The sequence below is a fragment of the Robertmurraya siralis genome (assembly GCF_005502275.1).
GTDB lineage: Bacteria > Bacillota > Bacilli > Bacillales > Cytobacillaceae > Robertmurraya > Robertmurraya siralis.
Map to the genome: position 1 here is coordinate 318,021 of NZ_SWLZ01000002.1, position 24,631 is coordinate 342,651.

Genomic DNA, 24,631 nt, shown 5'->3' on the forward strand with positions numbered 1-24,631 from the left:
AAAAATATAAACTAAAAAATCGATGATGTTTTCTCTTTATAGTGAAATACAACATTTATAAAACCATCTTCATCAGGATCATTGGACAAAGGAATAAATCCAACGGACAAAAATAATCGTTTGCTTGCTTCGTTCGTATGGAAAATACCGGCGATCATTTGTTTTATAACGGTATTCATATATTTATTTATGATTTGCTGAAGTGCTTTTTTTCCGTATCCCTTGCGCCTGTAATCAGGCCTTATTATAATGGATATGTAGGCCTTGTCTTCTTCTATTTCAACACCTACTTTACCTATAAACTCGTTATTGCTTGAAATCATCCAGCAGTCATAATCAGAATTTGAAGTTACATAATGGATAAATTCTGTCAGCTTCTCAACATGAAAACTGTCAGTATCGCAATACCAACTATTCACAATCGGAATGTGTTCCATGTTAATGTCGTGAAATATAAGTTCTTCCATCGTTGCTTAAACCCCGAACATTCTGTAAAAATCTGCGCAATCCATTCATATTCTGTTTCTCTTGTTCTCCATTTAATTGAACAATAAAGGGAGAAGGAGCCATTGACTAATGACGTGCGTAGAGATATGTCCCAGCATTGCATATGCTAATCCGTGCTTCCAATATAAATAGCCGAACCCAATCCCCGGCAAAAAATTAAGAAACAACGTGCGGATGACAGACACTTGGCTTAACCCCAACATTTGCGCGGTCGCAGGAAGATGTCCAGCTGCAAATAGAAGCGCGGCGATGATAATACCGGCAATGTAAATTCCATTGCTATTTGTAGATTTCGTCATTTTGCTGGCAATCCATATAATAAGCGTCATAAGTCCAAACCTTAGAAGTATTTCTTCAATAATTCCCCCGTATAATACGCTGCCAAGAAAATAAAGCCAGGAGAATTCAAATTTATCCTCCAGCCCCAATACTTCGGCAAAGACAAGCTTTTCCGGAATGACGATGAGGCTGGCAGATACGAGTCCGATAACCACTGCCGCGGCAATGCTTTTTCTGTTATAAATAATCGGTTTGTTCAAACCTACCTTTGGAGAAGCCCAAGATCCTACTATCGTGGCAATACCCGTCATAACTGCTGTTTGCAACATAGCCACGATAATAATGACTTGCTTTGACCCGAGTTGGGCAACGATTTGGCTTTCCCTTTCAGGCGTTAAAGACATGACTTGCTGTGCTCCTAAAATCGCACCTGCTACCAACCCTAAAATGAATACAGCAATCACTTTTTTCATCATTAACATCTCCTAACATTCTCAGCGCACAGCTTGAAGCCAATTCTTAATCTCATCGACAAGTTCAGAGACAATTGGTTCATTAGCCGATTTTTTATAGATTTTTTTTAATGCTAATAAAGTACAAGCTTCTTTTTGCTTCTTCAACATATGATTCATATCATCAATCATTACCGTTTGAACATGGTCTAAATCTAAATTTTTCAAATGATAGAAAGGCTTTATTGGCGATTGGACGTCTTTGCTTCCGTAAATGGCTAGCACTTTGCACGTTAATGAGGACAACAGCTGCAAAATTTGTTGATCGTTCAGAAATAAATGCTCTCTTAACCACTTCGCTTGAACGATCTGTCCACTAATCCTTACAGTCGCTTTATTCGTTTGCATGACTTTATCAAATAGCTTTTTCTGCTTGAGCCGCTGTTTTTCAGGCGACACAAGCTTGCGCAGAAGCGCTCCGGCAAACCCGGATTTTCTAGCGATTTCTGATAATAATGCCTCATTTTGAGAGGTTATGACACTTCTCAATGATGTGCCGGCACCACACAATAAAATGATTCCATCCACCTGTTTTCGACTGGCGGATAGTGTGGCTATAATCGTGCCCTCACTATGTCCTAGCAAAAAGATTTTTGTAAATGCCATATCCTCAGATGAGTTGCAATAATCAATGATGTCGCTTACGCATTGAACTGCATCGTCAAGTCCCGCGCGGTTAAAATCGCCTGTGCTTTCTCCTACGCCAATTTTGTCATATCTTAAGGTAGCAAATCCCGACTGTACCAATGCATCAGCAAGTTGTTGATAAATACTTGCACGCATTCCTCTCATATTGCCGTCGCGGTTAACTGGTCCGCTTCCTGGAATCATCACAATGAGAACGTCCGAATTTTTTTCATCTCCAGGTTTTTCCACTGTTGCAGCGATTTCGATTCTCCCATAATCTACTGGAATTTTTATATCTTCTTTTATCATCATTATCCTCCGTATCAGCATTTTGTTAGCTTTCAATTGATTGATCCGTTTTCTCGCTTGGATTGAAACATACGTTGCAAGTTGTTGACTATCCACTTGAATTTTGGATCTTCATGTAACGGAACAAATAGCGGTTCTTTCTGTAACATGTTCAGCAAATCGTCTTTGATAGCTTGCTCATTGCGCGGAGCATAAGGACCCGAGCGAATATTCTGTTCAATCCAATTGTCAACGGTATAAAAATAATTATCCCCACTAATTTTAATAGGAAATGACAGATGTTTATTTGTATGATAAAAGTGCTCTAGCATACGCAATGCGTCTGTATGCCGATGTTGTTTCATATAGCCTAACGAAGCTTCATAAAAAAAGATGAGTTTTATAAGACCATTTAATTGTTCAATATGGTATATGTCTATCACTTTTTCCAGACGATTGACCATTTCATCAAATAGATTTTGACTATCTGAAGTATATTTCAATAATTCTATCTCGCTTAATACCATACTAAATAAGTGTTGAAACGTAGTAACCTGCAATGTTTCTTTGACCTTATCATAATCTTTAAGCATCGCATAAGCTTCTGCTATCAGTTTTTCTACCCCCAATTGAATAGGAACTTCAGATCCTACACTTTTTAAAAGCTCTTGTGGATTGTTCTTAATTAACAATACAGAGCCATAAATGATCTGCGCTTCTTGGATCAGTTTGTGATCGTCGCTTAATTCTACGACACGCCCGCACCATTCGACGATTCGTTCCAAAACACTTTGAGAATTTTGTGAGTAGGAATAGTGGTTCAAATACAACTGAGCCATTCTTACCAATAACGGGAAACAGGAATAATACTCTTTTACCATCTTCTCCACATCCGCTTGAACTGTTTCAAAACTTTCTTCAAGGAATCGCTTTGAAAAATTATGGTACATTTCCATTATTTTATGCGCAGTCAGTTGTGGTTCATATCCCAACAATTCGTCAATGGTCGTGTGAAACAAAGATGCCAATTTAGGTAGCAAGGATAAATCTGGATAACTTAATCCCTGTTCCCATTTAGACACTGCTGCACCCGATACCCCTATATAAGCGGCAACATCCCCTTGGGTCATTCCAAATTTTTTTCGCAAAAATATAACATTGTCCGAAAATTTAAACTCCCTCATAAAATTTCTCCTTTTAATAAAAGTATAAATACAGATAATAAATCCAACAAGGGAATTATAGTTGTTTATATACTATTAATTCAACTAGTAGTTGAATTAATCAACTAATATCCAATGAAATATTCATTACAGTATTATTCCTGATTAACTTCAATACCTGATTTGAACTTAACTAGAAATTTATCATTGAATACCGTTATTTCTTCAATAAGCCGCCTTACTAACTGCTCATCATATTCCTCCAATTCGCAGAATTGTTCATTCAAGAAATCAGTCATTTCAGCGATTCGTTGCCTTTTTCCTTCACGCTCTGCATTCTCTACAAGTGCATTTTGCTTCAATTCTCGAAGGCGGTATATTTCATCAGCCACATCTTCATAGTCATTCTTTGACTTTGCTTGTATAAGAAGCTGTTGCTGTAATTCTTCCAATTTGCTATCAATATCATCGGTGACATTATCATTTTCTTCATTAAATATAGTAGCAATATTTTTCTGCAAGGTTGAGAGGAAGGGTTCTTTTTTAGCCAAAAGGTTGTTAATAGCCTTGACCACTGCTGTCTGCAATGTTTCCTCGTTTATGGTAAGAGCAGTGCATTCAGATCCTTTTTCCTCCAAACGGCTGACGCATCTCCAAACAATAGACTTATAGCCTCGGTTATTCCAATGTACCCGTCGGTAAATATCGCCGCACTGTCCGCAGTAAACGATACTCGATAAAGCATACTTGCTGCTGTAGACCCTTTTTTTGCCGTTCTTGCCGCCTCGAAGATTTGCTCTTCGAACCATCTCTTCTTGAACCTGCATAAAAAGCTCGCGTGGAATGATAGGCTCATGGCTGTTTTCCACATAATACTGAGGAACAATGCCGTTGTTCTTGACTCGCTTTTTAGAAAGGAAATCAACCGTATATGTTTTTTGTAGAAGGGCATCACCGATGTACTTTTCATTCTGCAGTATCTTTTTCAGTGTTTCCGGTCTCCATTTGGCTTTGCCTGCCGCAGTAAGAATACCATCTGCTTCTAACCCTCTTGCTATCTGTAAAAGGCTGGCTCCCTCAAGGTACTCTCTATAAATCCGTTTAACAACCACAGCACCCTTTGGGTCAATAACCAGTTGCTTGTTTTCATCCTTGGTGTAACCAAGGAAACGCTTGTGGTTGACCTGGACTTCACCTTGTTGATATCGATACTGAATACCTAGCTTTACGTTCTGGCTTAAGGATTGGCTTTCTTGTTGGGCAAGGGATGCCATAATCGTCAGCAAGATTTCACCCTTAGAATCCATGGTGTTGATATTCTCTTTCTCGAAGAACACAGCAACGTTTTTATCCTTTAATTGACGGATGTATTTAAGGCAGTCCAACGTGTTTCTGGCGAATCGGCTGATGGATTTTGTGATAATCATATCAATATTGCCCGCCATGCACTCTTCAATCATGCGGTTAAATTCATCACGCTTTTTGGTATTTGTACCTGTGATACCGTCATCCGCAAAGATACCCGCCAATTCCCATTCCTTGTTCTTCTTAATATAATTTGTATAATGTTCAATCTGAATGTCATAGCTTGAAGCTTGCTCCTCACTATCCGTTGAAACACGGCAGTAAGCAGCCACTCGTATTTTGGGTTTGCTTTCACTATTTTTATTATTTCCGACTCGTTTAATTGCCGGAATGACTGTTACATTCCTCCTCACTGCCAATGGTTACACCTCGCTTTCTATCAAACTGTAGGCATATTCCGCCTGCTTGTATGGATCTTCATATTTTTGCACCAGAGGTTTTGCTTTGAACTTTACAGGATAATCCTTCTCTGGTTCATCTTTAGGTTCCCATATCCTTCCGAGCTTTTCTGCTCGTTTTTGTTTTTCTACTTTAGCTTTTTCGAAGGTCTCCTCATCAATAATTGAAGGGTAGAATTCATCTCCAAGGTAGCACTTATTCTGTAACATCTTTCCTGCAGTGGCATGGTAGCAGTCTATCCCAGCTTCTTTAGCGGCGCCCTTCAAAGAAAGTCCTGCCAAGTACCCCAAAAATAATTCTCTTACTTTTTTTGCTGCTATATCATCCACAACAGCCTTTCCATCTTCAATTCTATATCCATAGGGTGTGTGACCCATTTAATTCACCAACCTTTCCTTCAATGTGATTCCACATTTTAATTCAAATCCAACTTCCTCTCGTGAAAAAGCAATAATCTTCTCTACGTAATTTTCAAAAAGTTCATCCTCATGGGCTGTAAGCATTTTGGACTTAGTGGCAAACTTGAGCAGTCGATCAACTTCTTCCACTTTTGCAAAATTTCCATTGACGGAACGGGTAAGTTGATCCTTTTCGGCAAGAAGCCTTTCTCTTTCTGCTTCCAGTGAGTTCTTTTCTTTATTAAACAGAGCAGGTTCCAGATATCCTTTGGCCATTAAGCCCGTCAGCATCTGGCTTTGCTCCATGTTGTTTTCAATCTTAGTTTCCAACTCTTCGATTCTACGAAAACTTGCTGCATTGTTCTGGTTACGTAACCCATTTAAAAGTGGTCTTAATATGAATTTCTGACCGAAAATGAGTTTATTCATCATCGTAACAAATGCAGTCTTTATATCTTCATCTCGAATGAACTGCATAGAACATTCCGTTATATTGCTTATATGCTTACTGCAGCACCAAGCAATGTATTTTCTTCCAGATGAATGAATCCGTCTTTTAAAGGTACTGCCGCATTCCGAGCAGATAATTTTGCTAGAGAAAGCATATCGATTTAGATATTTACTGTTGCGCTTTTCGATGCCTTTTTCCTTTGCTCTCTGATTGAGAATAGCTTCCACAGCTTCAAAATCTTCATGGCTGATAATTGCCTCATGATGATTTTCTACTAGGTACATATTTTTCTCACCGTAATTGGTGTGCCTGTTAAAACGGCTGTCAGTATAGGTTTTTTGCAAAATAACATCGCCAGTATATTTTTCATTGGTCAAGATTCCACGAATGGTAGTAGCCGTCCAACGACCACCTCTTTTTGAATGGATACCCTTTCGATTAAGATCATCTGCAATTTTCTGAGTACCTTTGCCTGATAATACTTCTGCAAAAATATACTTCACAATTTCAGCCTGCTTAGGGATTACTATCATTTGACCATCAATGTTTTGATAGCCATAGGGTGGGTAGGAAATTTTAAATGTTCCGTTTTGAAATCGTCTTTGAATTGCCCATTTAGTATTTTCTGAAATGGAAATTGACTCACTCTCTGCAAGGCCACTTAAAATGGAGAGCATCAATTCACTTTCCATTGACCCCGTATTAATGTTTTCCTTCTCAAAATAAATATGAACCCCAATGTCTATCAGTTTGCGAACCATCTCTAAACAGTCTGTAGTATTTCTAGCAAACCTACTGATGGACTTTGTAATAATTAAGTCAATGCTTCTGGTTTCACAGTCTGATAACATTCTAAGTAAGCCAGAGCGATTCTGCTTTTTCGTACCACTGATACCCTCGTCATAGTATAAGCCTGCATATTCCCATTCTGGATTTGCCTTAATGTAGGTTTCATAATGAGCCTTTTGTGCTTGAAGGCTGACTAGTTGTTCATCGCTATCTGTAGAAACTCGGCAGTAGGCAACTACTCGTGTTTTTGGCTTAATAAAAGAGTTGACCGTATTTCCTTCTATTTTCGTTATCTTTTTCATCCTCTTACCTCCTTCTTGGTAGGTCACATATTACCTCTGAAACCCTTATATATCAACGATCTGAGGGCATTATCTCTGCTAAAAAAGGGGAGAAAGTTTGGCGATTTAGTGCGTCTATCTTGTTGAATTCCACTTCATTTATTAGGCCTTTTCCAAGCATCTTTCTAAGTAATTTCTCTGCTTGAATATAATCAAACTCACGCTGTAGCTGCTCCTGTGACATTTTCTTTAATTCGATGCTTTTGTCTATAACCCCATCTGAGATCTTCATAACTTTTTTATCCTCATGCTGATTCACGTAGAATCACCTCCTACCTAATAGCCGCGGGAACAGGTCGAAGTTGAGGATTTGTAAAATTTAATTAAATCAAGGCATAAAAAAAGAGCCTGCAAGGGAAGAATCCCCACAGGCTAGATAAATTAATAGTTTAATATTTTATTTGAGAGACTTTGTAAAAATCTAGTAGCACCGTTTTTAACTCGCCCTTTTGATTAATCATACTTAATAAATGCATCCGTAAAGCCTGCCTTTTTAGCTTTGGCAAGCTGTGCATTCGCATTTACTTTGTCAGAATAAGCACCAATTTGCACACGGTAATATTTCTTATTCACCGGCTCAACTGTTTTATTTTCAGCACTTAATAGTTTCTTTACATCCGCTCGAAAGGTGTCCATACTCTTCCCATGCTTAGGAAACCAATGCATCACATCTGCATGATTACTGGCAATGCCTCGTTTATAACCTTCGCTATGACAGATGATATCTTTTTCACTAAACCCATAGAGTTTGCAAAGATATACACAAAGAGCTACAGCTTCATTGTAAACAGCAGAAAAATACGAGGCATCGGTCAAACCGTCCTCGCAAATTTCAAATCCAATATGAGTATTGTTCGCAGCTCCGCCAGCATGCCAACCTCGGTGATTCCAAGGTAATGTTTGATAGGTAGCAATGGAACCATCTGCTAATTTACCAATGAAGGCATGGACACAGACTTCACGCCCTCCAGGTTTGTCTTGATTCCAATGGTTGTTATACTGGTTCTTTCCTAGCAAGCCATCGTCTGGGCCAACGTAGCGTTTCAACCATGGGTTGTTTGCACCAGTCGAGTGAACCATAATACCCTTTGGCGTTATGGTTTTACCCGCTTTATAGCAGGCATTGTTCGTAAGTAATAGTTTGCGTAACTTCATTAAAATCACCTCTAATCAAATATTAAGTCAATCATCTTCCACCACCAGGCTTAGGCGGTTCCCCATCACGTCCATGTAGTTGCTGTAAAACCGATTTTAGGTTTTCTGGAATAGGCAGTCCAATATGTCCAGCGTTCTCTAAAATGGATACTCCTTCATTACTTAGGTAGAAAAAGATTACTGCTGTTCGTAAAATGCCACTATTTTCTCCAATACTAACCAAAATTTGTGTATCGATAATATGAGCGATGCCTACCATTATAAAGATGAGTACCTTTTTGAAAATCCCCTTAGCACCGATTTCGCTACACAGTTTTTTGTTTGCAATTGCACAAAAGACACCTGTCAGGTAGTCAATGATTACAAAGGCTACCAGTGCATAGAGAAATCCGTCATAACCGCCGAGAAACCACCCAAGAAATCCACCGACTGCGGCAATAGCCAGCTGTATCCAATTCCAAATTTCTTTCATTAAAGACACCTCCGTTTCGTGTATTTCCATATAGAAAAGCGCCCCTGCAAATGACAAGAGCACTGAATTTTATTTTTACATTATTTTTATTAGGTCATGAATTTGTTGCATCACATCTGCCCTAGGTCTTCCTGTACCAATAGGTAGCCATGTGACAGATGGTATATCGAATGCATGGGAAGAATCAAAACTATTAATTATCATAATAATCGCATCAATAGCTTTACGCATTTCAACGATATGGAATGGCCAATTCTTAACAGTGGTCTTTCTTGCGATGATCTCCTCTTTCCAAGTTGCAGGGGACATATTGTAATAGCTACGTACCCTGTTTATAGCAGTTCGAAGCGTCTTAATATGCGCTGCCTTTACATGTGTCACATTAGCGGTGATGATTTCAAAAGGTAATGCTAAAATCGTGAAGGTACGAACAACTTCTGTGCTTGCTGACTCGATATCACTGTCAAGGCAACGAAAAGTAACCGTATGATTTCCTACAGAAAGAGGTTCTGCTTGGTAAACCGTCTTGACACCATTACCAAGATAGCCGCTTACAGAAAACCGCTCAGGATTGTCCACGCTATTTTGCCATGGACCAGAATCAATCCTTACCTCCACTATTTGTGTTTGTCCATCTGGTTCAATTCCTGTTGTAATCATAAAACGTGGTGTAGAGTTATAAGTAAAATTGCCAGACATTGGACAGTCCACTACTGGTGATGCAGGTGGGCTGTTTTTCTTTACCATGTTGCTAACTACAAAGGCAGAAACTGCATCAAGTGCATCTGTAACACTGATTCGATAACGGGTATACCGACCAGCTATTTGTGAAGCATTTACCTGAAGGCTACCTGAGGTATTGCTTGAAATAATAGTCGTCAGTGCTACGTATGCCGACCAATTCACACCATCTGTCGATGTAGACTGTTGTATGACATACTGCTTAATCGCACTGGTTCCAGGTACCGTCCCACTCCATGAAAGATTTATTGTATTAGCTTCATATATAGGAGGGTTTGCGGCAAAAATAGTCGGTGGTATGGGCAGTATGTTTTTACGAACAGTATTGCTGGAAATAGTCCAGTCTGAGTAGTAATCCTCACCTGCCGTACCACGAGTTCTTATTTGAAACCGACGATAATGGCCACGTGTAGCAGGTGGACTGACATTTAAAATACTGCTTGTTGCAGAAGTATTGACTATAGCCAATGCCAACCAGGCACCCCAATTGATGTTATCATGTGAATCACTGTACTGTATTTCATAGGAAGTGATAGGGTTACCTGCACCGCCAGATGCTCCGCTCCAAGAAAGAGTGACATTTCCTTCAGATAATGTTGCACTTACCGTGCAAAGGGTCGGTGCTGCACAAGCTGTGACATTACAATAGATACTATTGCTGACTTTTTCTATTGAATAAACATCCAATGTATCAATTGTCCAAATACCAAATTGAGTATATGTTCCTGGAGTCCTTGAAACTATTGGGTTATAGCTCCCTCCGCTTGCCGCCAGTGTCAACGTGGTCAACACATTCCACGCACTCCAAGTACTATTATCCGTAGATGTGCGACTGGCAATTTGATATCCCTTAATTGGACTGGTACCGTTAGATGCTCCGCTCCAAGTAAGCGTGATAGTCTCATCGCTATATGCTGCCGGGGAGGCAACAGCAGTCGTCGCTGGCTTTGGCACCGTATTTCTGCGGACGCTGTTTGTGGATACTTTCCAGCTAGAGTAATAACTAGCACCTGCTGTACCACGGGTTCGTACCTGAAATCTACGATAATTACCTCGGGTAGGGGGCGGTGCAACAGATACACTACCACTTGTCGCTGTGGTGGTCACCGTTGTCAGAGCAGTCCATGCTCCCCATGTGACATTATCGGCGGAATCACTATATTGAATCTCATAACTGGAAATCGTATTATTGATGCCCCCAGAAGCACCGCTCCAAGAAAGAGTCACATTCCCTTCCGCAAGTGTTGGAGAAACAGTACAAGATGTTGGGGCTCCACAAGCTGTAGTAAGCAATGGAGCACTTAGTACCGTATAGCTTGAATTGGTAATTACACCAGAGGATAATGGCAATCGTCCATCAGATACCACTTTGAATGTGACTGGCTGGATTGCATTACCTGTAGTAGAAGCGCAGGTCACCGAAACATATCTGAGCCTTGGTGTGGTCCCTTCCCAGTTATCTCCATCCGCCTCTTTAATACGTACCTGTGAAGAAGATCCATTTACAGTCATAGTGCAAAGCAATGCATAACCACTACGGATAAAGGAACCTGATGAACCCAACGCAGCGGATATGGTGAAGTTGTATCTCATCTGACTATTATTTAGACGGCTTTTGGTATAAGTAATTGTGTAATGGACGGTCGGGCTAGAACCCGCCTGCAGAGTGATGCCATTAATATCCGCCACTTACATTCACCTCCTCCTATTCATAAACAGCCGAAACTAGCGAGTTTACCAGCCCACAAAGGCTAGTATTCAATCGGGTATCTATAATGTTATTTGCTGAAATCGATGTGGCAGCCGAAGGTACTAAAACATCAGCGATGCCAAGTTCATAGACATCGCTTGTTCTTGTCAACTCTGGAGCTATGGGTGTTGCTGCGGGAGTACCCGTGACAATGGCAAGCTGAATGCTCCTCGTAATTTGACTTAAGCGAACCACAACCCGGTCTATGCGAGGATTGCTTCCGTCTGCTGTAGAAAGTGGTTTGTTTAAAACATCCGTATTTTCATATCGATAACCATTAATCCACGCACTGCCCGCTGCTATGCTCACTGCCAACCCAATCCCTGGAGAAACCAGAAGGTTTGTTGGTGTAGAATAAAATACACCATTCGAGACAAGGCTTCCAAAATATGCAGCGAAATCTGTTGCGTCATAGATTCTATCTCCATCAGATGAGTTGAAAAATCCACTTTTCTCCATAAACTATTCCCTCCTTACTAAACGGTTTTTGTGTACTCTATAACTACATAGCCTGTATATGCAGTTCTATCATTGCCTGGTTCGACTACAATGTCGGTCATATTCACGAAGAGTCCGATTTGAGATGCAAAGTTGTTGTAACGAGCAAGGGGCAGTGGCAAGAAAACACTCCCATTCGTGACAAAACCGGTTAAACTGACAACAGTTCTGAGGTTTGCTATACCATGAGGTACATGTTTTGGTGTTGTATCCGTAAGCGAACCGAGATTTATCTCTTTACGATAAATCGTCTTGCCATCTATCCATATCCGCCCTGTGTTTTGTTCTGTAGTTGAGTAGTCGCTAAAGGAAGAAGCCAGTTTAGTGGCTGTAATTGTACGGTCTGCAATTTTCAAGCCAGTGACTGCTCCATTGGCAATCCTTGCAGTAGTTACCGGTTCGTTATTGATATTGAGCCAGTTTGCTTGACCAGAAGGGTTGTTAAATACGAAAACAGAAATCACATAAAATGTCATGGTATTACGAGAAATAAAGAAACCCATTGCCCGCTGATAGCCATTCCCCGTGTTATCCCCGTTATGCTTTACCAAAAAGACATGACCGTCATCACTTGGCTGGTCACTAAACTTATTGCCACTCCATGAGGTGAAATAAAAGGCATCCCCAGAGTTCATATGGTACAACGCATATTGTCCAATGGATATAGCACCTCCGCCCACATTGATTTCGAGTGCTGGTAGTTTACCATACAGATTATTGATAGTAGATACTACGCTGTCTCCTTGAATCTCTGAATCTACCTCAGTCAAGTCACCTAAGGTTTCCTCCACAATTCCCAGCGTTTCCTCCACGGTCCCTAAAGCCTGTGCAATTTCGGATATGCCCGTTGGAGCCAATATCGCTGTTTTAACCTCGCTTAAGTCAGAGCGGATTTTTTGTGCTATCGTTAACTCCGCTTTTCCAAACACTACACTGATGCTCTGGCCGTCTGCGTCATAGGTTTCCTCGACTTCGGTGATACGTGTCGTCATGGATACACCCCACGCTTTGGAAATAACTTTGACGGTCTGCCCAAGATCGAAGTCTATCTTATATGTTAAATTGCCGTGTGGATTGACCGATGTATCAAATGAATAGCGTATTGCCTGCTCACTAAGCTTACTTTGACCTCGAAAGATTAGTGTATCAATGTAATCCGAACCAAAGTCTTCCGCCCGCAAATCCTTAGCATCCACAAAAATTTCATGTCTTGTCTCACCTGAGCCACCTGTAATCGAAATAAAGGTTCGCTCTGTGCCTTCTCCTTCACCAGCAACAAGGGCAGTGTTGGCATAATCTCCTGCACTTATCGTATAAATCTGTTCCGTAAGATTTTCATATTCCTTAGAAAATACTGCTTGTGATTCCTTTCCTCTATACAACGATATGGTAAATCCCCCTGTCGCGGGAGAGAACACGGTCTTAATGCCAATATCTGAAGCAACACATAGTCCTGTCACCACATCCATCAAATTTCTATACGATATTTGTGTGCTGATGGGAACATTTAAGTTTGGAGCAGAAAAGGTTATGTTTGAAATCTTCCTTGCTATATCAGAAGGATTGATAAGATTATTATTTATCAACTGCTCCACACAGACAGATATGTCACCAGACAGTTTCTCCGTTTGCCAAACAATGCGGCGGGAGAGGAAGGAGGTTGCAAAGCGACCACTTGCAGTAATAATTTCATGCTCGGTTTGAGAAAGTTCTAGATGCTCGATGATCCCGGCTTCCTCATCATCATTTTTCCAGATGATATTCCCTTCCTTTAATAGTTCTGTATTCTCTGGAGTTGCTATGGCTTTTAACTCAAATGAACCACACTGGGAATAGCGTCTCGTCCAGCGTAAGTACTCGAAGGATTCAACAATGCCTGCAAGCTCCCGGTTTGAATTGTAGATATACAGTTCCATTTTCACACCCCCAGAAACTGCGGACGAAAGTAAATACTAACCTCTAACAATTCCATATTGACAGAAGCATCGTATCTCAGTGTATTAAGGCCTGCCGCCAGTTGAAAGAACACCGAATTGGTATCCAACAGTGAAAAAGCATTTGTAACCGTTGAACCATCAACTTGGATCACACGCTTACCAGCGAAATGGGTATATACACGAAGTTCATCCCCAGCGCTCATTGTAGTGAGAAGTCGGATATATTCTCCCGTGTCTATGTTTAATAGTTCAGGGTTCGACACAGTACCTAAGGCCCTAAACACTATCTCGCATCCACAAGATACATCCCCTATATTTTCCACCGTAATGATTTGGCTAGGTTGACGCATTCCGAACTCCATCCCAGTCATTGGAATTTCCAATTCAAACTCAAATAGCGGTATCCATGATGCCAGTTCCTCTCGCACCTCATTTAATGTCTCAAAGAAAGGGGATGGGCAGAGCAGACTGACAAAGAAGTTTGGTATTCGTTGCCGATTAGAAACACTAAAACCTGCCTCCTCTACCACACAGGAAATCTGTCTCTCACGGTATTGAAGGGTCCCTAGTAGCTTTGGGCTGAATATTTGAAGGAAGTGTTGTCTCCTTTTATAAGCTTCATCGGGAGTATCAGCAACAACCGTACCCTCAATCGTTATGTTTCGCATATCTAGTGTGGAGGAAATATAAAAAGCGCCATCTTGGTCTGGCGCCTTGAAAGTGTTGACAGTTTGACGGATGTTGCCAGTACCATCTATCTTCATAAGAAAATACGGTCGGCTTTGCTTAAGCGTAATGCTCTCTCCATCTCTATTGGTGTATGTTAGCTCCATTTCCGTACCTCCTTTACAATTCAAGTGCCAGTTTACGGGATAAGTTCTTAAACTGCCGTGCTAGTTCTTTTTCTGATAGAGCCTTAGGTGTCACTACCGAGATGTTTTGAGTGATACTTGCACCAGTGGCATTGCCTTGCCCAGATATACCTCTGTAATTAAAATCAAAGCTGGTTGGTACTGCATTTTGCATATCCCTTGAAACTGCTGTCATTGCATCCTCAAACCCCACTCCGATACCTTCACCCATGTTGCGGCCAATTCCAGCAAATAGAGTTGAAGGGGAGCGGATACCAAAGAAGTCTTTAATCTTCGATACAACATTTCCGAAAAATCCAGATATTTTACTCCATAGCCATGCACCTGCATCTGATATACCTTGCCATAGACCTTTAATCAGATTGCCACCCACTTGAGCCATTTGACCGATATAACCAGTAAAGGCTCTGACCAGTCCAGAGATGATCTGCGGTACTGCTTTAACAATCTCTACGATTATCCTTGGCAGATTTGCAATCAGTGCCACAAACAGTTGAACACCCGCTAAAATAACCTTATCGATGTTACCAATAATGGCATTGACCAGCGAGGTAACAATCTTGGGAATAGCACCTACAACAGTAGTAATAATCTGTGGCAATGCTTGAATGAGAGATACCAAAAGCCGGATACCTGCATCAATAATCAAAGGGATTGAACCAATAACAGCACTGATGATACTGTCGATAATTTGCGGTATTGCTTCCACAACTGCTGTAATAATGGTAGGCAAAGCTGTAACCAGTGAGGTCAATAATTGAATACCCGCTTCAATAATCTGCGGAATAGATTTAATGATAAAATCCACTATTGCTTTGATAATGACAGGCAATGCAGAAGTAAGCTGTGGTATGGCATCTACCAATCCCTGTGCTAATCCTAAAATCAACTGCAAAGCGGCATCCAAAATGAGTGGTAGGTTATCCATCAATCCTTGGACAATCTGCATAACTGCAGAAACTGCCGCAGGGATGAGTTGTGGTAAAGCGATGCCGATCCCCTCCACAAGTGCTGTTACTAATTCAATTGCTGCATTTATTAGCAGTGGAAGGTTATCAATTAACGCCCCAACAATCGTCATTAGAGCACTTACTGCAGCTGGGATAAGTTCCGGTAAAAGATTTAACATTGTTTCCAGTACTTGCGTGAATATATTTGTAACTAATTCAAGAAGCATTGGAAGCAAGTCTGCAACCGCCGCTAATATTGCGCCTGTCGCTGTTGGTAAGGCGGCTACGATATTTTCTAAAACTGGTACGATATTAGTGACAACCGCCTCGAAAGCCTCCACAAGATTCTCAGTCAGATTTGTCATATCCGCATTGGCATTGCCAAGTCCAGCTGTAAAAGAACCAAGTGCAGCCTGTAACAATCCAATAGAGCCAGAAATTGTTTGAGTTGACTCTCTCGCAAAATTTCCAGCATACTGCTCCGTGTTCTCAAAGAACATCTGCATCGCTACTTCAGCTTTTTCCGCTTGTGTTGCCGTATTCCATGTAAAATCCAGACCCTTTGCGAGAGCGTAGGCTTCGATGTTTGTAGCGTTCATCGCAACGCCTAAGTTATCCATCATATCAAAGTTACCCTTTGCCGCCCCTGTGACCGCCTCCAGCGCAGAGGACATATCAATCCCCATAACAGATGCCATGTCTGCCGCACGTTGCATGGCCTTTTCTGTTAGCTCAAGACTTCTCTGTTGCTGTATACCAGAACCTTGTAACAATGCCCCCATTTTATTGGCAGTAGCAAGATACTCACTTTGGGAAATACCGAGGTTTTTATAGGCTTCCTCACCGGTTTTCTGAATCGATGCAGCGTATGCTCCAAAAACCGCCTCCGATCCACCTAAGTTTTGTTCCAGCTCCCCAAATTGTGTGACTACTTCTTTACCTAACTTAATAGCAGCGGCTCCAGCTGCAACGGCAACTGCACCCATAGCCACACCAATTCCCTTTAGTACACCGCCAAGCTTTTCAAACCTGCCACCTGCGTCTTCTGCACTTTTACCGGAATCCTCTAACTCTTCACCAAGATTCTCGGCTTCAACTGTGGACTCCTCAAGTTCACGCTCCATAAGGTTCAGTTCTGCTTGTGCCCTGTTCAGCTGAATCTGCCAGTTCTGAGTACGGCGGTCATTTTCACCAAAAGAGGAGGAGGCATTATCAAGGGCAGCCTTAAGGGTAGAAATCTTTTCTTTCTGTGCGTCAATTTCTTTATTCAAAACGGCATTACGAGCGGTAACTGACTGAATGGATTTATCGTTTTTATCAAACTGACTCGTTACAAGGGCCATTTCACTGCCCAATACTTTAAATGATTGATTGATTTCTCGCAGTGCGTTCTTGAATTCACGCTCGCCTTCAACACCTATTTTTAAACCAAAATTGTCTGCCATGCCTTCACCTCCTCCTAAATACCTGGTGGGATAATATCGTCAATGGTCCGTGTTTTCTTTGGCTTTTCAATACGATGCCATTGTTTATGACAAGTCCATAAATCAAAAAACAGCCCAATTGGCATAAGCCAGAATTCCTCTGTCTCCATGCCCATCTGAACTGTTCCATAATAAAGAAGCCGGGTAAAGACCTCATCGTCCGTTACCCGACTTCCACGTTTTTTGGAGTTTCCTCCTCACTTTCTACATTTCGCTTTGTACCTTTGAACATCGCCTCGGTAATTGCAGTTTTATATGCCGATAAATCAAGCGGTGAGGTAAGAAGCTCTACTTCTTCCTCTGTCAGTAATTCTTCTGGTGCATTCTTATTCTTTAGGTTTCGAATCAAAATGGACTGGTTTGCAAGCAGCGTGATTAACCAAACAATCTCGTCCAGTGCCATCTCGAAGTTTTCTGATTTCATCAGTTTTTCTCCAAGGTTTTCAAGACCACCATAACGACCGGCAATGGCCTTTGTAGCTCGTGTAGTTAAAACCAGTTCATACTCTTTGTCACCTATGTTAATTGTGGCACTTCTCTCATTATCCATGATTTCTCCTCCTATGGTACAGGTGTATAAACAGGTTCATAGACCTCAGTGAACCAACCTGTTATGGTGGTCGATGAAACACCAGGATCACCTTCTGTAACTTCCGCTTTCCATGGGTGCTTGCCCAATCCATCCAGCTTATTCCTGCGCATAACGGTTCCTTCAATGGTGGGTGTAGAAAAGGTAATGGAATCAGCCTTTGTCTGTAAGTTGGTAGCTGGTAGTCCAAACTTAACACGATACAGCCAAAAATAGCGGTATGTTCCATTAGCCCTTTGCGCACGAAACCCCACTGCAACAGGTGTACCCACGTTTTCACTAGCAGAGATTAGTACCCCGTTGTCATCAGTAGAAGCGCCAGTTAAATCCGCTGCGACCGTTGGACCAATGTCGTCTACACCGAGAGTGAGAGTACCACTGTTAAAGTCTTTCACAACCTCAGCCGCACCATCGTCAGCATACAGAATTGCTTCCACCAGTTCTACCGAGAGTTCAGCAGTGATGGCTTTTGCAAGTACGGAAGGTTGGGCATAAGTTTCCTCACCGTTAGTGTCCTCGGTTATTTTTGAATAGTACAGTCTATCAAGACCGATTGTTGCCATTTGTTATTCCTCCATTCTATAGTTTTTCGCCACATCGATGGCGTAATGGTGATATCCAGTATCATCCTCGTGACCGATATATCTTCGTTCAGTCACAGTAAAATCCGCATTTATTAAAGCAGTTGTGAGCTGCCATTTCCGCTCTAGGTAGTTATTTTTTGAGAACAGTGATATCCTCGCTTCCTGCACATCAAAGCCTGGACGATTATCCGCATGAACTTCAAAAATATCCGAAAGAGGGAGAATCACGACATACTCATCTGGTGCCAAACCTGAAAAAACCCCGGTTTCCACGGGGAGCGGTATGGCGGTCACAAGTGTATTAAGTTCCTCTAAGATATTCATATTTTGTCGATCTCCTCCTCCAGCTTGGCAACCATTGCGTTGATACAGGGTTTCCTAGATGCATTCCTCGCAGGCTTTAGGAAGGGTTTTGCAGGCTGACCATGCTTCCCATATTCGATGATGCTGGCAAGTTTAGCATTGCTCTCACCATCAGAACGTGGCTCTGCAAAGCCAACTTTTACATTGAAGTTACCGTTTCTATCCTGCTTTGCTCCAGAAAGACCCAGTGAAGATAGCAACTCACCAGTGCTTTTGGATGGATATTTCGTGCCCTTGCCAACCACCTTACTTAGATTTCCTTTGACTTTATCAAGCACCACTTCACCGCCAACTTCCAAAACCTTAGGAAGAATCACATCGGTCTGGTCAGCTAATCGAGATACCTTTAAAAGGAATTCTTCTGGCATCTTTATATTCGCTTTTGCCATATCCATCACCTCACAGTTGGTTCTAGCTTTTCGGCTAAAACCTCGACATACATCCCTCGATTTCTTACATCCTCAACACTTAAAATTTGATATCTGCCATCATCACAGACGATGACCATTTCATTCGTCACCTTAAGCCCAAAGATTTTCCTAAACCTGAATAAGGAAGTTGCAGAAGAAAAGGATGCCATATTCGTCCACCGTTCACTGCCATGCCGATCTTCCTTATAAGCAAGTACACTTGCGAGTATGTTGTCACCTTTTGTGGCGAAACCTTCCTCATCCTTTATTGGTACCGTGCTGATGATATCGATGAAGGTGTTCATCTTTCCAAAACTCATGCTAAACACCCCACTCTCGATCAAGTCGTAAAAGCAAGTTCACTGTGTTCCATACTTGTTGCCCTGCCTGTACGCTATCAGCAAAGAAACCTGCCGTTGAGCCATCCCTGCTTTCATAGAAATGACTCGACAACATAATCACTGCTTGTTCTGTTGTTGGAGGCATGGCATGTGTTTCATAATAGTTTTCAGGAACGTGTTGATAGCTCTGTGCATATGAAATTGCAGCAGTAATAAATCCAATTAGGAGGGCATCATCCTGATCATGCGTTAAAATTAAGTTCGCTTTAACTTTTGGCAAGAGATTATCTGCCACTGCCATACCACCAACCTCCTTTACATTCCACCTTAGTCAGTCTCCATAAGCCCCGCTGCCTTTAGTTTGGCAAGCAGAGCATTGAAGTCCGTAACTAGACCAGCAACATCGGTGGCTGTGCTGTCTTCTTGGTTTTCAAGAACAGGAAGCCCCGTAACCGAGGCCCCCTCTTTGATTTCTAAAACACCACCGATGACAGTTTTTTCTCCGCCTTGTTCGGTATAATTCTTCGTGTTATAACTCATAAAGCACCTCCGTTAGGCTTTCTGTTGGAGTACCTTAACGGCCTCCGGTAAGATAAGCTTTCCGTCAACTCGTTGAGTCGCAATAAATCCTACTTGACCTGTGACAGCATAGAGTTCATTTAGTCGTTTGAATACTCGTCCTTGACGGTCTGCCACCCAGTAATAACTAAAATCACCGAATACCACTGTCTTTGCACCTGCTTCAGCAGTAGGTACATAGGATGAGGTATACAGCGGGCGGTTAAGAATCGTATCAGGTGTTCCCGCTTGGATGGAAGGTTGCCATAGGTACTGTCCATTACCGTCTTTTAATTTGCGGATAGCTTTTATAGTTGCATCATTCATTACGAAAACTGCCTTGTTTCGATAAGGTGCTTTCAAGCTATAGAATAAATCTAAAACCTCATCCAAAGTGATGGCAGTTGCACTTGCCGCAGTAACACCAACTTGACCACCGCCTGTGGCATTTAAAATCCCTGTTGGCTTACCTGTGCCATCACCTACAAAGAAGGCTTCCTCTTCCTTGTTACCAATGCGACGGGCGAATTCTCTTGTGATGTAGCTTTCGAGATTAAATACGGAATCATTTAGCAATTCCTCAGAGACTTTAATCATCGTTGCTAGTTTATAAGCACCGATGGATACTTGACCGAAGCTGTCATCACTTTCGGGAATGGCTCCTTCTTCATCGATCCAGCTTGCAGTGCCTTTGCTTGCAACAACAGGAATCTTACGGTCACCAGAAGATGTAGTGATTACATTAGCCAATCTACGGAAAATATTTTCTTCCTCAAGAGCTTCTACTAGAGTACGTTCAAACTCATCTGGTACAAGAAATCCGCCTTCAGAATCAGTGCCAATCTTTAGAGCGTTTCTTACTTCATAGCTAACATTGTCACGCATCGCATTCCAGAAAGCTTTTTTGTATTCAGCACTTGCACGACCGGTCTTTTCCTCTCCAGTTCTAGTAGGTTCGTTGGTAATTGGGTTACTGGTTGCTTTCGACAGTTCCAAGTCGATAGATGCTTGGCGTTCTAAACGTTCAATTTCCTTACCAAGAGCCACCACATCGGCTTCCATTTTTTCATAGGTGGTCGTGTCCTCAGCGGATAACAGTCCATCACCGCCACGTTTTGAATCAAGGAATGCCTTTGCTGCGTCCCAAGCTTTAGCGCGTTTCTCACGCAATTCAAGAATTTTACTCATTGTTATTTCCTCCTTTAAATTAGTGCGAAATTAAAGAAAGCCGCTTATCCAGCGACTCAATGGGTGTACCTGTTTTCTGTTTTGGTTGTTTTGGCAGTTTGCTGATGAGCGAGTTAGTAACCGCCATCCTGCTAAAAATAAGACTATCCGTCAAATCCGGTGTTTCACTTTCCATGAACATGATTTTGTCTGCAAAACCAAGTTCAATCGCTTTGTTTGCATTCATCCATGACTCTGCATCCATTAGATGGGAGAGTTTTGTTCGAGAAAGACCCGTTTTTAACTCATAGGCATTAATAATGCTTTCCTTGACCTCATCCAATAGAGCCTTTGCCCGCAACATTTCCTCACTGTCACCGATAGCAATTGTTGAGGGGTTATGAATCATAAGCATAGATACAGGAGACATATATACATCTCCACCAGCCATTGCAATAACGGATGCCGCACTTGCCGCAAGCCCATCAATCTTTACAGTGACTTTTCCGGTATACTCCATCAGCATGTTATAAATCTGAGCTGCTGCGAACACATCACCACCAGGGGAATTAATCCACACCGTAATATCGCCAGTGCCTGCCAGCAGTTCATCCTTAAACATCTTAGGTGTGACCTCATCGCCCCACCACGTTTCTTCGGATATCACTCCATTTAAATAGAGGGTACGTACTTCATCTGAATCTCGCACCCAGTTCCAGAACTTCCTCATTTACTGACCTCCTTCGGTTTTGGCAAACGCACCTGCGTCAGCCAGTTTTGTCATATTTCCGTTAACCAGATATAAATCGCCACCTTCCTCAGCCGGTATCCGGTTCATATCCTCCAGTTCACGGATATCGTTGGCTGACATCCAGCCATTTTGTCGACCTGTAGCGTAGCCATTCATACGACTTTGGTAATCACCACGAAGCAAACCGTCCAAATTGAACTTGATAAACAGTGAAGTTTTCTCAGAAGGCAAAATAAGCGATTGCTGGAGACTTTGTTCCCATCGCACCACCCACGGATCGAGGGTGTATTTTACAAACTCCAACGATTGCTGCTCAATATTGGAAAAACTAGACTTCTCAAGATCACCCACCATATGAGGCGGTACTCGGAAAATCCTCGCAATCTCATTAATTTGGAATTTCCGTGTTTCAAGAAATTGCGCCTGTTCCGGCGGGATACCAATGGCTTGAAACTTCATGCCTTCTTCCAACACAGCAATTTTGTGAGCATTTCCTGTGCCTTGGTAGGCGCTATTCCAACTATCTTTGACCCTCTGTATATCTTTGATTACTCCTGGGTGTTCCAGCACACCTCCCGGATTAGCACCATTGGCAAAGAATGCCGCACCGTATTCTTCAGTAGCAAGTGACATACCGATTGCATTTTTTGCCATAGCGATTGGGCTATAACCAATGAGTCCATCAAAACCTAAGCCGGGGATGTGTAGAACTTCATCTTTACGGAGTGTGACATAGCCACCTTTTGGGTTTAGACCACTTTCGTCAGTATCACGGTAATAGGTGTAGACCAGCTCACCATTTGTTGCTCGGCTAACTTCCATTTTGTTGGGGAGTAGGGGATAAAGAGCCACTGCCTGCCCACGACCGTTTCTGACCACCTGTGCATAGGCATTGCCCCAAAGCAAAAGATGACTCATCAGTGTTTCTCGAAACACGAATGAAGTCATCTCTGGATTTGGTTCATCATGAAGAAGGTAATACAGCGGATGGAAAGGAATCTTTTCTTTACCTCCATCAGAACGATATCTATATACATGAAGTGGCAGTCCGGCAATCGCTTCAGCTAATATCCTTACGCAGGCATACACTGCTGTTGCCTGCATTGCAGTACGTTCATTAACCATTTTGCCAGATGACGTACCGCCAAACAGGAAGGAGAACGCACTACCCACACGGTTTTGCGGTTTGTCTCTTGAACGAAACAGTCCTTTTATTAGATTCATAGGCATCACCTCCGAATATAAACATTGTGCTAACCATTAAGGTTTAAAAGACAATCAAACCTCGCTCGTCATACACCGAATCTCCACTATTACCTGAGCCACAACGAATAGCACGATCAAGTGCCATGATAGTTGCCACCGCGCCATCTATTTTTTCTGTACTTTTTTCTTTATCCGGCTTCACGTTGCCAGCCGGATCGGTTTTTATAAAGATGTTGTCCATCATCCAACGAAGCACTGGATGCCCACCGTGCGCTATTCTTTCTTCTAATGTCAATTTCATCAGTTCTTTGGTTGGTGGTGACATATCTTTAAAGCCTTGACCGAAAGGAACGACAGTAAAGCCTAATCCTTCAAGGTTCTGAACCATTTGAACAGCTCCCCAACGGTCAAACGCAATTTCTCGAATGTTATACTTTTCGCCCAGTTCTTCAATAAACCGCTCAATGTAGCCGTAATGCACTACATTGCCTTCTGTGGTTTGAATATACCCTTGCTTCTCCCAAAGATCGTATTGCACATGGTCTCTTCGGACTCGGAGGTCAATGTTGTCCTCTGGCATCCAAAAATACGGAAGAACAATGTATTTATCTGTTTCATCCTCTGGTGGGAACACCAACACAAAGGCTGTAATGTCTGTTGTAGAAGATAGGTCAAGACCTCCATAACATACCCTCCCTTCAAGACTTTCTGGAATAACTGGAAATGCACAGGCATCCCATTTTGCCATTGGCATCCAACGGACAGACTGTTTAACCCATTGATTCAAGCGCAATTGCCGGAAGCTATTTTCCTCAGCTGGGTTCTGCTTTGCACTTTCACAAGCAGCCTTACCTTGTCAATCCCCACCGTAATTCCCAAGCTTGGATTTGCTTTCTTCCACACTTTTGGATCTGTCCAATCATCCTCTTCTTTGGCACCATAGATTACGGGATAAAAGGTAGGATCGTATTTTCTGCCCTCAATAATATCAACCGCTTTTTGGTGTGTTTCGTAGCAGATACTCTGAGTATCCGTCCCCGCAGTGGTGATAAGAAAATACAGCGGTTGGGTCCTTGCATCCCCAGATCCTTTCGTCATAACATCAAATAGTTTCCGATTTGGCTGAGTATGAAGTTCATCAAAAACAACACCATGTATATTGAAGCCGTGTTTGGAGTAGGCTTCAGCCGACAATACCTGATAGAAGCTGTTGGTCGGCAGGTACACCAATCGCTTAGTTGAAGCAAGCAACTTTACTCGTTTATTCAGCGCTGGACACATCCGCACCATATCGGCTGCTACTTCAAATACAATTGATGCCTGCTGGCGGTCAGCGGCACAACCGTACACCTCTGCCCGTTCTTCACCATCACCGCAAGTGAGGAGAAGCGCAATTGCTGCGGCAAGCTCGCTTTTTCCCATCTTTTTAGGTATCTCTACATAAGCAGTGTTAAACTGCCGATATCCATCTGGCTTTAAAATTCCGAATAAATCACGGACTATTTGCTCCTGCCAATCGATAAGTTCAAAAGGCTTACCTGCCCATAAACCTTTCGTATGGGAGAGTGCTTCGATAAAAGCTACAGCGTAATCAGCAGCATCCTCATCGTAATATGAACCATCAGCTATAAAGGCGGTCGGCTTATATTTCTTCAGTTTCCGCATAAACACCGCCCCTTTATGA

At 42.1% G+C, this 24,631-nt stretch carries 26 protein-coding genes and 1 pseudogene; all 27 read right to left on the reverse strand.

Annotation, left to right across the window (positions count from 1 at the left end):
* Positions 1-11: 11 nt before the first annotated feature.
* Positions 12-467: a GNAT family N-acetyltransferase gene (locus tag FCJ93_RS04490; RefSeq protein ID WP_137743024.1), complete on the reverse strand. Its 456-nt coding sequence runs from the start codon at positions 465-467 to the stop codon at positions 12-14.
* A 72-nt stretch (positions 468-539) separates the two neighbouring features.
* Positions 540-1,259, reverse strand: coding sequence for a CPBP family glutamic-type intramembrane protease (locus FCJ93_RS04495; RefSeq protein WP_137743025.1), 720 nt, complete (start codon positions 1,257-1,259; stop codon positions 540-542).
* 21 nt (positions 1,260-1,280) lie between these two features.
* Positions 1,281-2,234, reverse strand: coding sequence for an alpha/beta hydrolase (locus tag FCJ93_RS04500; RefSeq protein WP_170211207.1), 954 nt, complete (start codon positions 2,232-2,234; stop codon positions 1,281-1,283).
* 32 nt (positions 2,235-2,266) lie between these two features.
* Entirely contained in the window at positions 2,267-3,397 is a 1,131-nt protein-coding gene (locus tag FCJ93_RS04505) for a helix-turn-helix domain-containing protein (RefSeq protein ID WP_137743027.1), read from the reverse strand.
* A 134-nt stretch (positions 3,398-3,531) separates the two neighbouring features.
* Complete coding sequence (locus FCJ93_RS04510) at positions 3,532-5,094, reverse strand: recombinase family protein (protein ID WP_456238952.1); 1,563 nt, start codon at positions 5,092-5,094, stop codon at positions 3,532-3,534.
* 9 nt (positions 5,095-5,103) lie between these two features.
* Positions 5,104-5,517, reverse strand: coding sequence for a recombinase (locus tag FCJ93_RS04515; RefSeq protein ID WP_137743029.1), 414 nt, complete (start codon positions 5,515-5,517; stop codon positions 5,104-5,106).
* Entirely contained in the window at positions 5,518-7,080 is a 1,563-nt protein-coding gene (locus FCJ93_RS04520) for a recombinase family protein (protein ID WP_137743030.1), read from the reverse strand.
* 52 nt (positions 7,081-7,132) lie between these two features.
* Positions 7,133-7,378, reverse strand: a complete 246-nt coding sequence (locus FCJ93_RS04525; RefSeq protein ID WP_137743031.1) for an SHOCT domain-containing protein — start codon at positions 7,376-7,378, stop codon at positions 7,133-7,135.
* Between the two features lie 194 nt (positions 7,379-7,572).
* A complete protein-coding gene (locus FCJ93_RS04530) occupies positions 7,573-8,274 on the reverse strand; it encodes an N-acetylmuramoyl-L-alanine amidase (RefSeq protein WP_137743032.1) in 702 nt (233 codons plus the stop codon).
* 31 nt (positions 8,275-8,305) lie between these two features.
* Complete coding sequence (locus FCJ93_RS04535) at positions 8,306-8,746, reverse strand: phage holin family protein (RefSeq protein WP_027625352.1); 441 nt, start codon at positions 8,744-8,746, stop codon at positions 8,306-8,308.
* 75 nt (positions 8,747-8,821) lie between these two features.
* Complete coding sequence (locus tag FCJ93_RS04540) at positions 8,822-11,011, reverse strand: phage tail protein (protein WP_235879414.1); 2,190 nt, start codon at positions 11,009-11,011, stop codon at positions 8,822-8,824.
* A 181-nt stretch (positions 11,012-11,192) separates the two neighbouring features.
* Positions 11,193-11,696, reverse strand: coding sequence for a hypothetical protein (locus FCJ93_RS04545; RefSeq protein WP_027625350.1), 504 nt, complete (start codon positions 11,694-11,696; stop codon positions 11,193-11,195).
* Between the two features lie 17 nt (positions 11,697-11,713).
* Positions 11,714-13,651 (reverse strand): siphovirus ReqiPepy6 Gp37-like family protein, encoded by a 1,938-nt coding sequence (locus FCJ93_RS04550; protein ID WP_137743034.1) that lies wholly within the window; start codon positions 13,649-13,651, stop codon positions 11,714-11,716.
* Positions 13,652-13,653: 2 nt separating this feature from the next.
* Positions 13,654-14,505 (reverse strand): phage tail family protein, encoded by an 852-nt coding sequence (locus FCJ93_RS04555; protein ID WP_137743035.1) that lies wholly within the window; start codon positions 14,503-14,505, stop codon positions 13,654-13,656.
* Between the two features lie 13 nt (positions 14,506-14,518).
* Entirely contained in the window at positions 14,519-16,939 is a 2,421-nt protein-coding gene (locus tag FCJ93_RS04560; protein WP_137743036.1) for a phage tail protein, read from the reverse strand.
* A gap of 14 nt (positions 16,940-16,953) precedes the next feature.
* Positions 16,954-17,094, reverse strand: a complete 141-nt coding sequence (locus tag FCJ93_RS24770; RefSeq protein ID WP_170211208.1) for a hypothetical protein — start codon at positions 17,092-17,094, stop codon at positions 16,954-16,956.
* 47 nt (positions 17,095-17,141) lie between these two features.
* Positions 17,142-17,528 (reverse strand): hypothetical protein, encoded by a 387-nt coding sequence (locus FCJ93_RS04565; protein WP_028988108.1) that lies wholly within the window; start codon positions 17,526-17,528, stop codon positions 17,142-17,144.
* Positions 17,529-17,539: 11 nt separating this feature from the next.
* Positions 17,540-18,130, reverse strand: a complete 591-nt coding sequence (locus FCJ93_RS04570) for a major tail protein (protein ID WP_028988109.1) — start codon at positions 18,128-18,130, stop codon at positions 17,540-17,542.
* 3 nt (positions 18,131-18,133) lie between these two features.
* Positions 18,134-18,475, reverse strand: coding sequence for a hypothetical protein (locus tag FCJ93_RS04575; protein WP_028988110.1), 342 nt, complete (start codon positions 18,473-18,475; stop codon positions 18,134-18,136).
* Positions 18,472-18,903 carry an HK97-gp10 family putative phage morphogenesis protein gene (locus FCJ93_RS04580; protein WP_028988111.1) on the reverse strand — a complete coding sequence of 144 codons (432 nt, stop codon included), beginning with the start codon at positions 18,901-18,903 and terminating at the stop codon, positions 18,472-18,474. The genes FCJ93_RS04575 and FCJ93_RS04580 overlap by 4 nt, the downstream gene beginning before the upstream one ends.
* 5 nt (positions 18,904-18,908) lie before the next feature.
* Positions 18,909-19,244, reverse strand: coding sequence for a head-tail adaptor protein (locus FCJ93_RS04585; RefSeq protein ID WP_028988112.1), 336 nt, complete (start codon positions 19,242-19,244; stop codon positions 18,909-18,911).
* 1 nt (position 19,245) lies between these two features.
* Positions 19,246-19,566 (reverse strand): head-tail connector protein, encoded by a 321-nt coding sequence (locus tag FCJ93_RS04590; protein WP_028988113.1) that lies wholly within the window; start codon positions 19,564-19,566, stop codon positions 19,246-19,248.
* 26 nt (positions 19,567-19,592) lie between these two features.
* On the reverse strand, positions 19,593-19,805 hold the full coding sequence (locus tag FCJ93_RS04595) for a head fiber protein (protein WP_028988114.1): 213 nt from the start codon (positions 19,803-19,805) through the stop codon (positions 19,593-19,595).
* Between the two features lie 12 nt (positions 19,806-19,817).
* Positions 19,818-21,011 (reverse strand): phage major capsid protein, encoded by a 1,194-nt coding sequence (locus tag FCJ93_RS04600; RefSeq protein WP_028988115.1) that lies wholly within the window; start codon positions 21,009-21,011, stop codon positions 19,818-19,820.
* 19 nt (positions 21,012-21,030) lie between these two features.
* Positions 21,031-21,720 (reverse strand): head maturation protease, ClpP-related, encoded by a 690-nt coding sequence (locus FCJ93_RS04605; protein ID WP_028988116.1) that lies wholly within the window; start codon positions 21,718-21,720, stop codon positions 21,031-21,033.
* Entirely contained in the window at positions 21,721-22,965 is a 1,245-nt protein-coding gene (locus FCJ93_RS04610) for a phage portal protein (RefSeq protein ID WP_028988117.1), read from the reverse strand.
* A gap of 43 nt (positions 22,966-23,008) precedes the next feature.
* Positions 23,009-24,612, reverse strand: a pseudogene (locus FCJ93_RS04615) (terminase large subunit).
* Positions 24,613-24,631: the final 19 nt, after the last annotated feature.

Excerpts from the sequence above, each read along its gene's own strand:
- FCJ93_RS04520 (WP_137743030.1), bottom strand. The coding sequence starts at position 7,080 with ATGAAAAAGATAACGAAAATAGAAGGAAATACGGTCAACTCTTTTATT.
- FCJ93_RS04550 (WP_137743034.1), bottom strand. The coding sequence starts at position 13,651 with ATGGAACTGTATATCTACAATTCAAACCGGGAGCTTGCAGGCATTGTT.
- FCJ93_RS04495 (WP_137743025.1), bottom strand. The coding sequence starts at position 1,259 with ATGAAAAAAGTGATTGCTGTATTCATTTTAGGGTTGGTAGCAGGTGCG.
- FCJ93_RS04605 (WP_028988116.1), bottom strand. The coding sequence starts at position 21,720 with ATGAGGAAGTTCTGGAACTGGGTGCGAGATTCAGATGAAGTACGTACC.
- FCJ93_RS04560 (WP_137743036.1), bottom strand. The coding sequence starts at position 16,939 with ATGGCAGACAATTTTGGTTTAAAAATAGGTGTTGAAGGCGAGCGTGAA.
- FCJ93_RS04555 (WP_137743035.1), bottom strand. The coding sequence starts at position 14,505 with ATGGAGCTAACATACACCAATAGAGATGGAGAGAGCATTACGCTTAAG.
- FCJ93_RS04575 (WP_028988110.1), bottom strand. The coding sequence starts at position 18,475 with ATGAATATCTTAGAGGAACTTAATACACTTGTGACCGCCATACCGCTC.
- FCJ93_RS04505 (WP_137743027.1), bottom strand. The coding sequence starts at position 3,397 with ATGAGGGAGTTTAAATTTTCGGACAATGTTATATTTTTGCGAAAAAAA.
- FCJ93_RS04565 (WP_028988108.1), bottom strand. The coding sequence starts at position 17,528 with ATGGATAATGAGAGAAGTGCCACAATTAACATAGGTGACAAAGAGTAT.
- FCJ93_RS04590 (WP_028988113.1), bottom strand. The coding sequence starts at position 19,566 with ATGGCAGTGGCAGATAATCTCTTGCCAAAAGTTAAAGCGAACTTAATT.
- FCJ93_RS04530 (WP_137743032.1), bottom strand. The coding sequence starts at position 8,274 with ATGAAGTTACGCAAACTATTACTTACGAACAATGCCTGCTATAAAGCG.
- FCJ93_RS04490 (WP_137743024.1), bottom strand. The coding sequence starts at position 467 with ATGGAAGAACTTATATTTCACGACATTAACATGGAACACATTCCGATT.
- FCJ93_RS04570 (WP_028988109.1), bottom strand. The coding sequence starts at position 18,130 with ATGGCAACAATCGGTCTTGATAGACTGTACTATTCAAAAATAACCGAG.
- FCJ93_RS04600 (WP_028988115.1), bottom strand. The coding sequence starts at position 21,011 with ATGAGTAAAATTCTTGAATTGCGTGAGAAACGCGCTAAAGCTTGGGAC.
- FCJ93_RS04535 (WP_027625352.1), bottom strand. The coding sequence starts at position 8,746 with ATGAAAGAAATTTGGAATTGGATACAGCTGGCTATTGCCGCAGTCGGT.
- FCJ93_RS24770 (WP_170211208.1), bottom strand. The coding sequence starts at position 17,094 with ATGGGCATGGAGACAGAGGAATTCTGGCTTATGCCAATTGGGCTGTTT.
- FCJ93_RS04515 (WP_137743029.1), bottom strand. The coding sequence starts at position 5,517 with ATGGGTCACACACCCTATGGATATAGAATTGAAGATGGAAAGGCTGTT.
- FCJ93_RS04500 (WP_170211207.1), bottom strand. The coding sequence starts at position 2,234 with ATGATAAAAGAAGATATAAAAATTCCAGTAGATTATGGGAGAATCGAA.
- FCJ93_RS04610 (WP_028988117.1), bottom strand. The coding sequence starts at position 22,965 with ATGAATCTAATAAAAGGACTGTTTCGTTCAAGAGACAAACCGCAAAAC.
- FCJ93_RS04595 (WP_028988114.1), bottom strand. The coding sequence starts at position 19,805 with ATGAGTTATAACACGAAGAATTATACCGAACAAGGCGGAGAAAAAACT.
- FCJ93_RS04545 (WP_027625350.1), bottom strand. The coding sequence starts at position 11,696 with ATGGAGAAAAGTGGATTTTTCAACTCATCTGATGGAGATAGAATCTAT.
- FCJ93_RS04580 (WP_028988111.1), bottom strand. The coding sequence starts at position 18,903 with ATGGCAAAAGCGAATATAAAGATGCCAGAAGAATTCCTTTTAAAGGTA.
- FCJ93_RS04585 (WP_028988112.1), bottom strand. The coding sequence starts at position 19,244 with ATGAGTTTTGGAAAGATGAACACCTTCATCGATATCATCAGCACGGTA.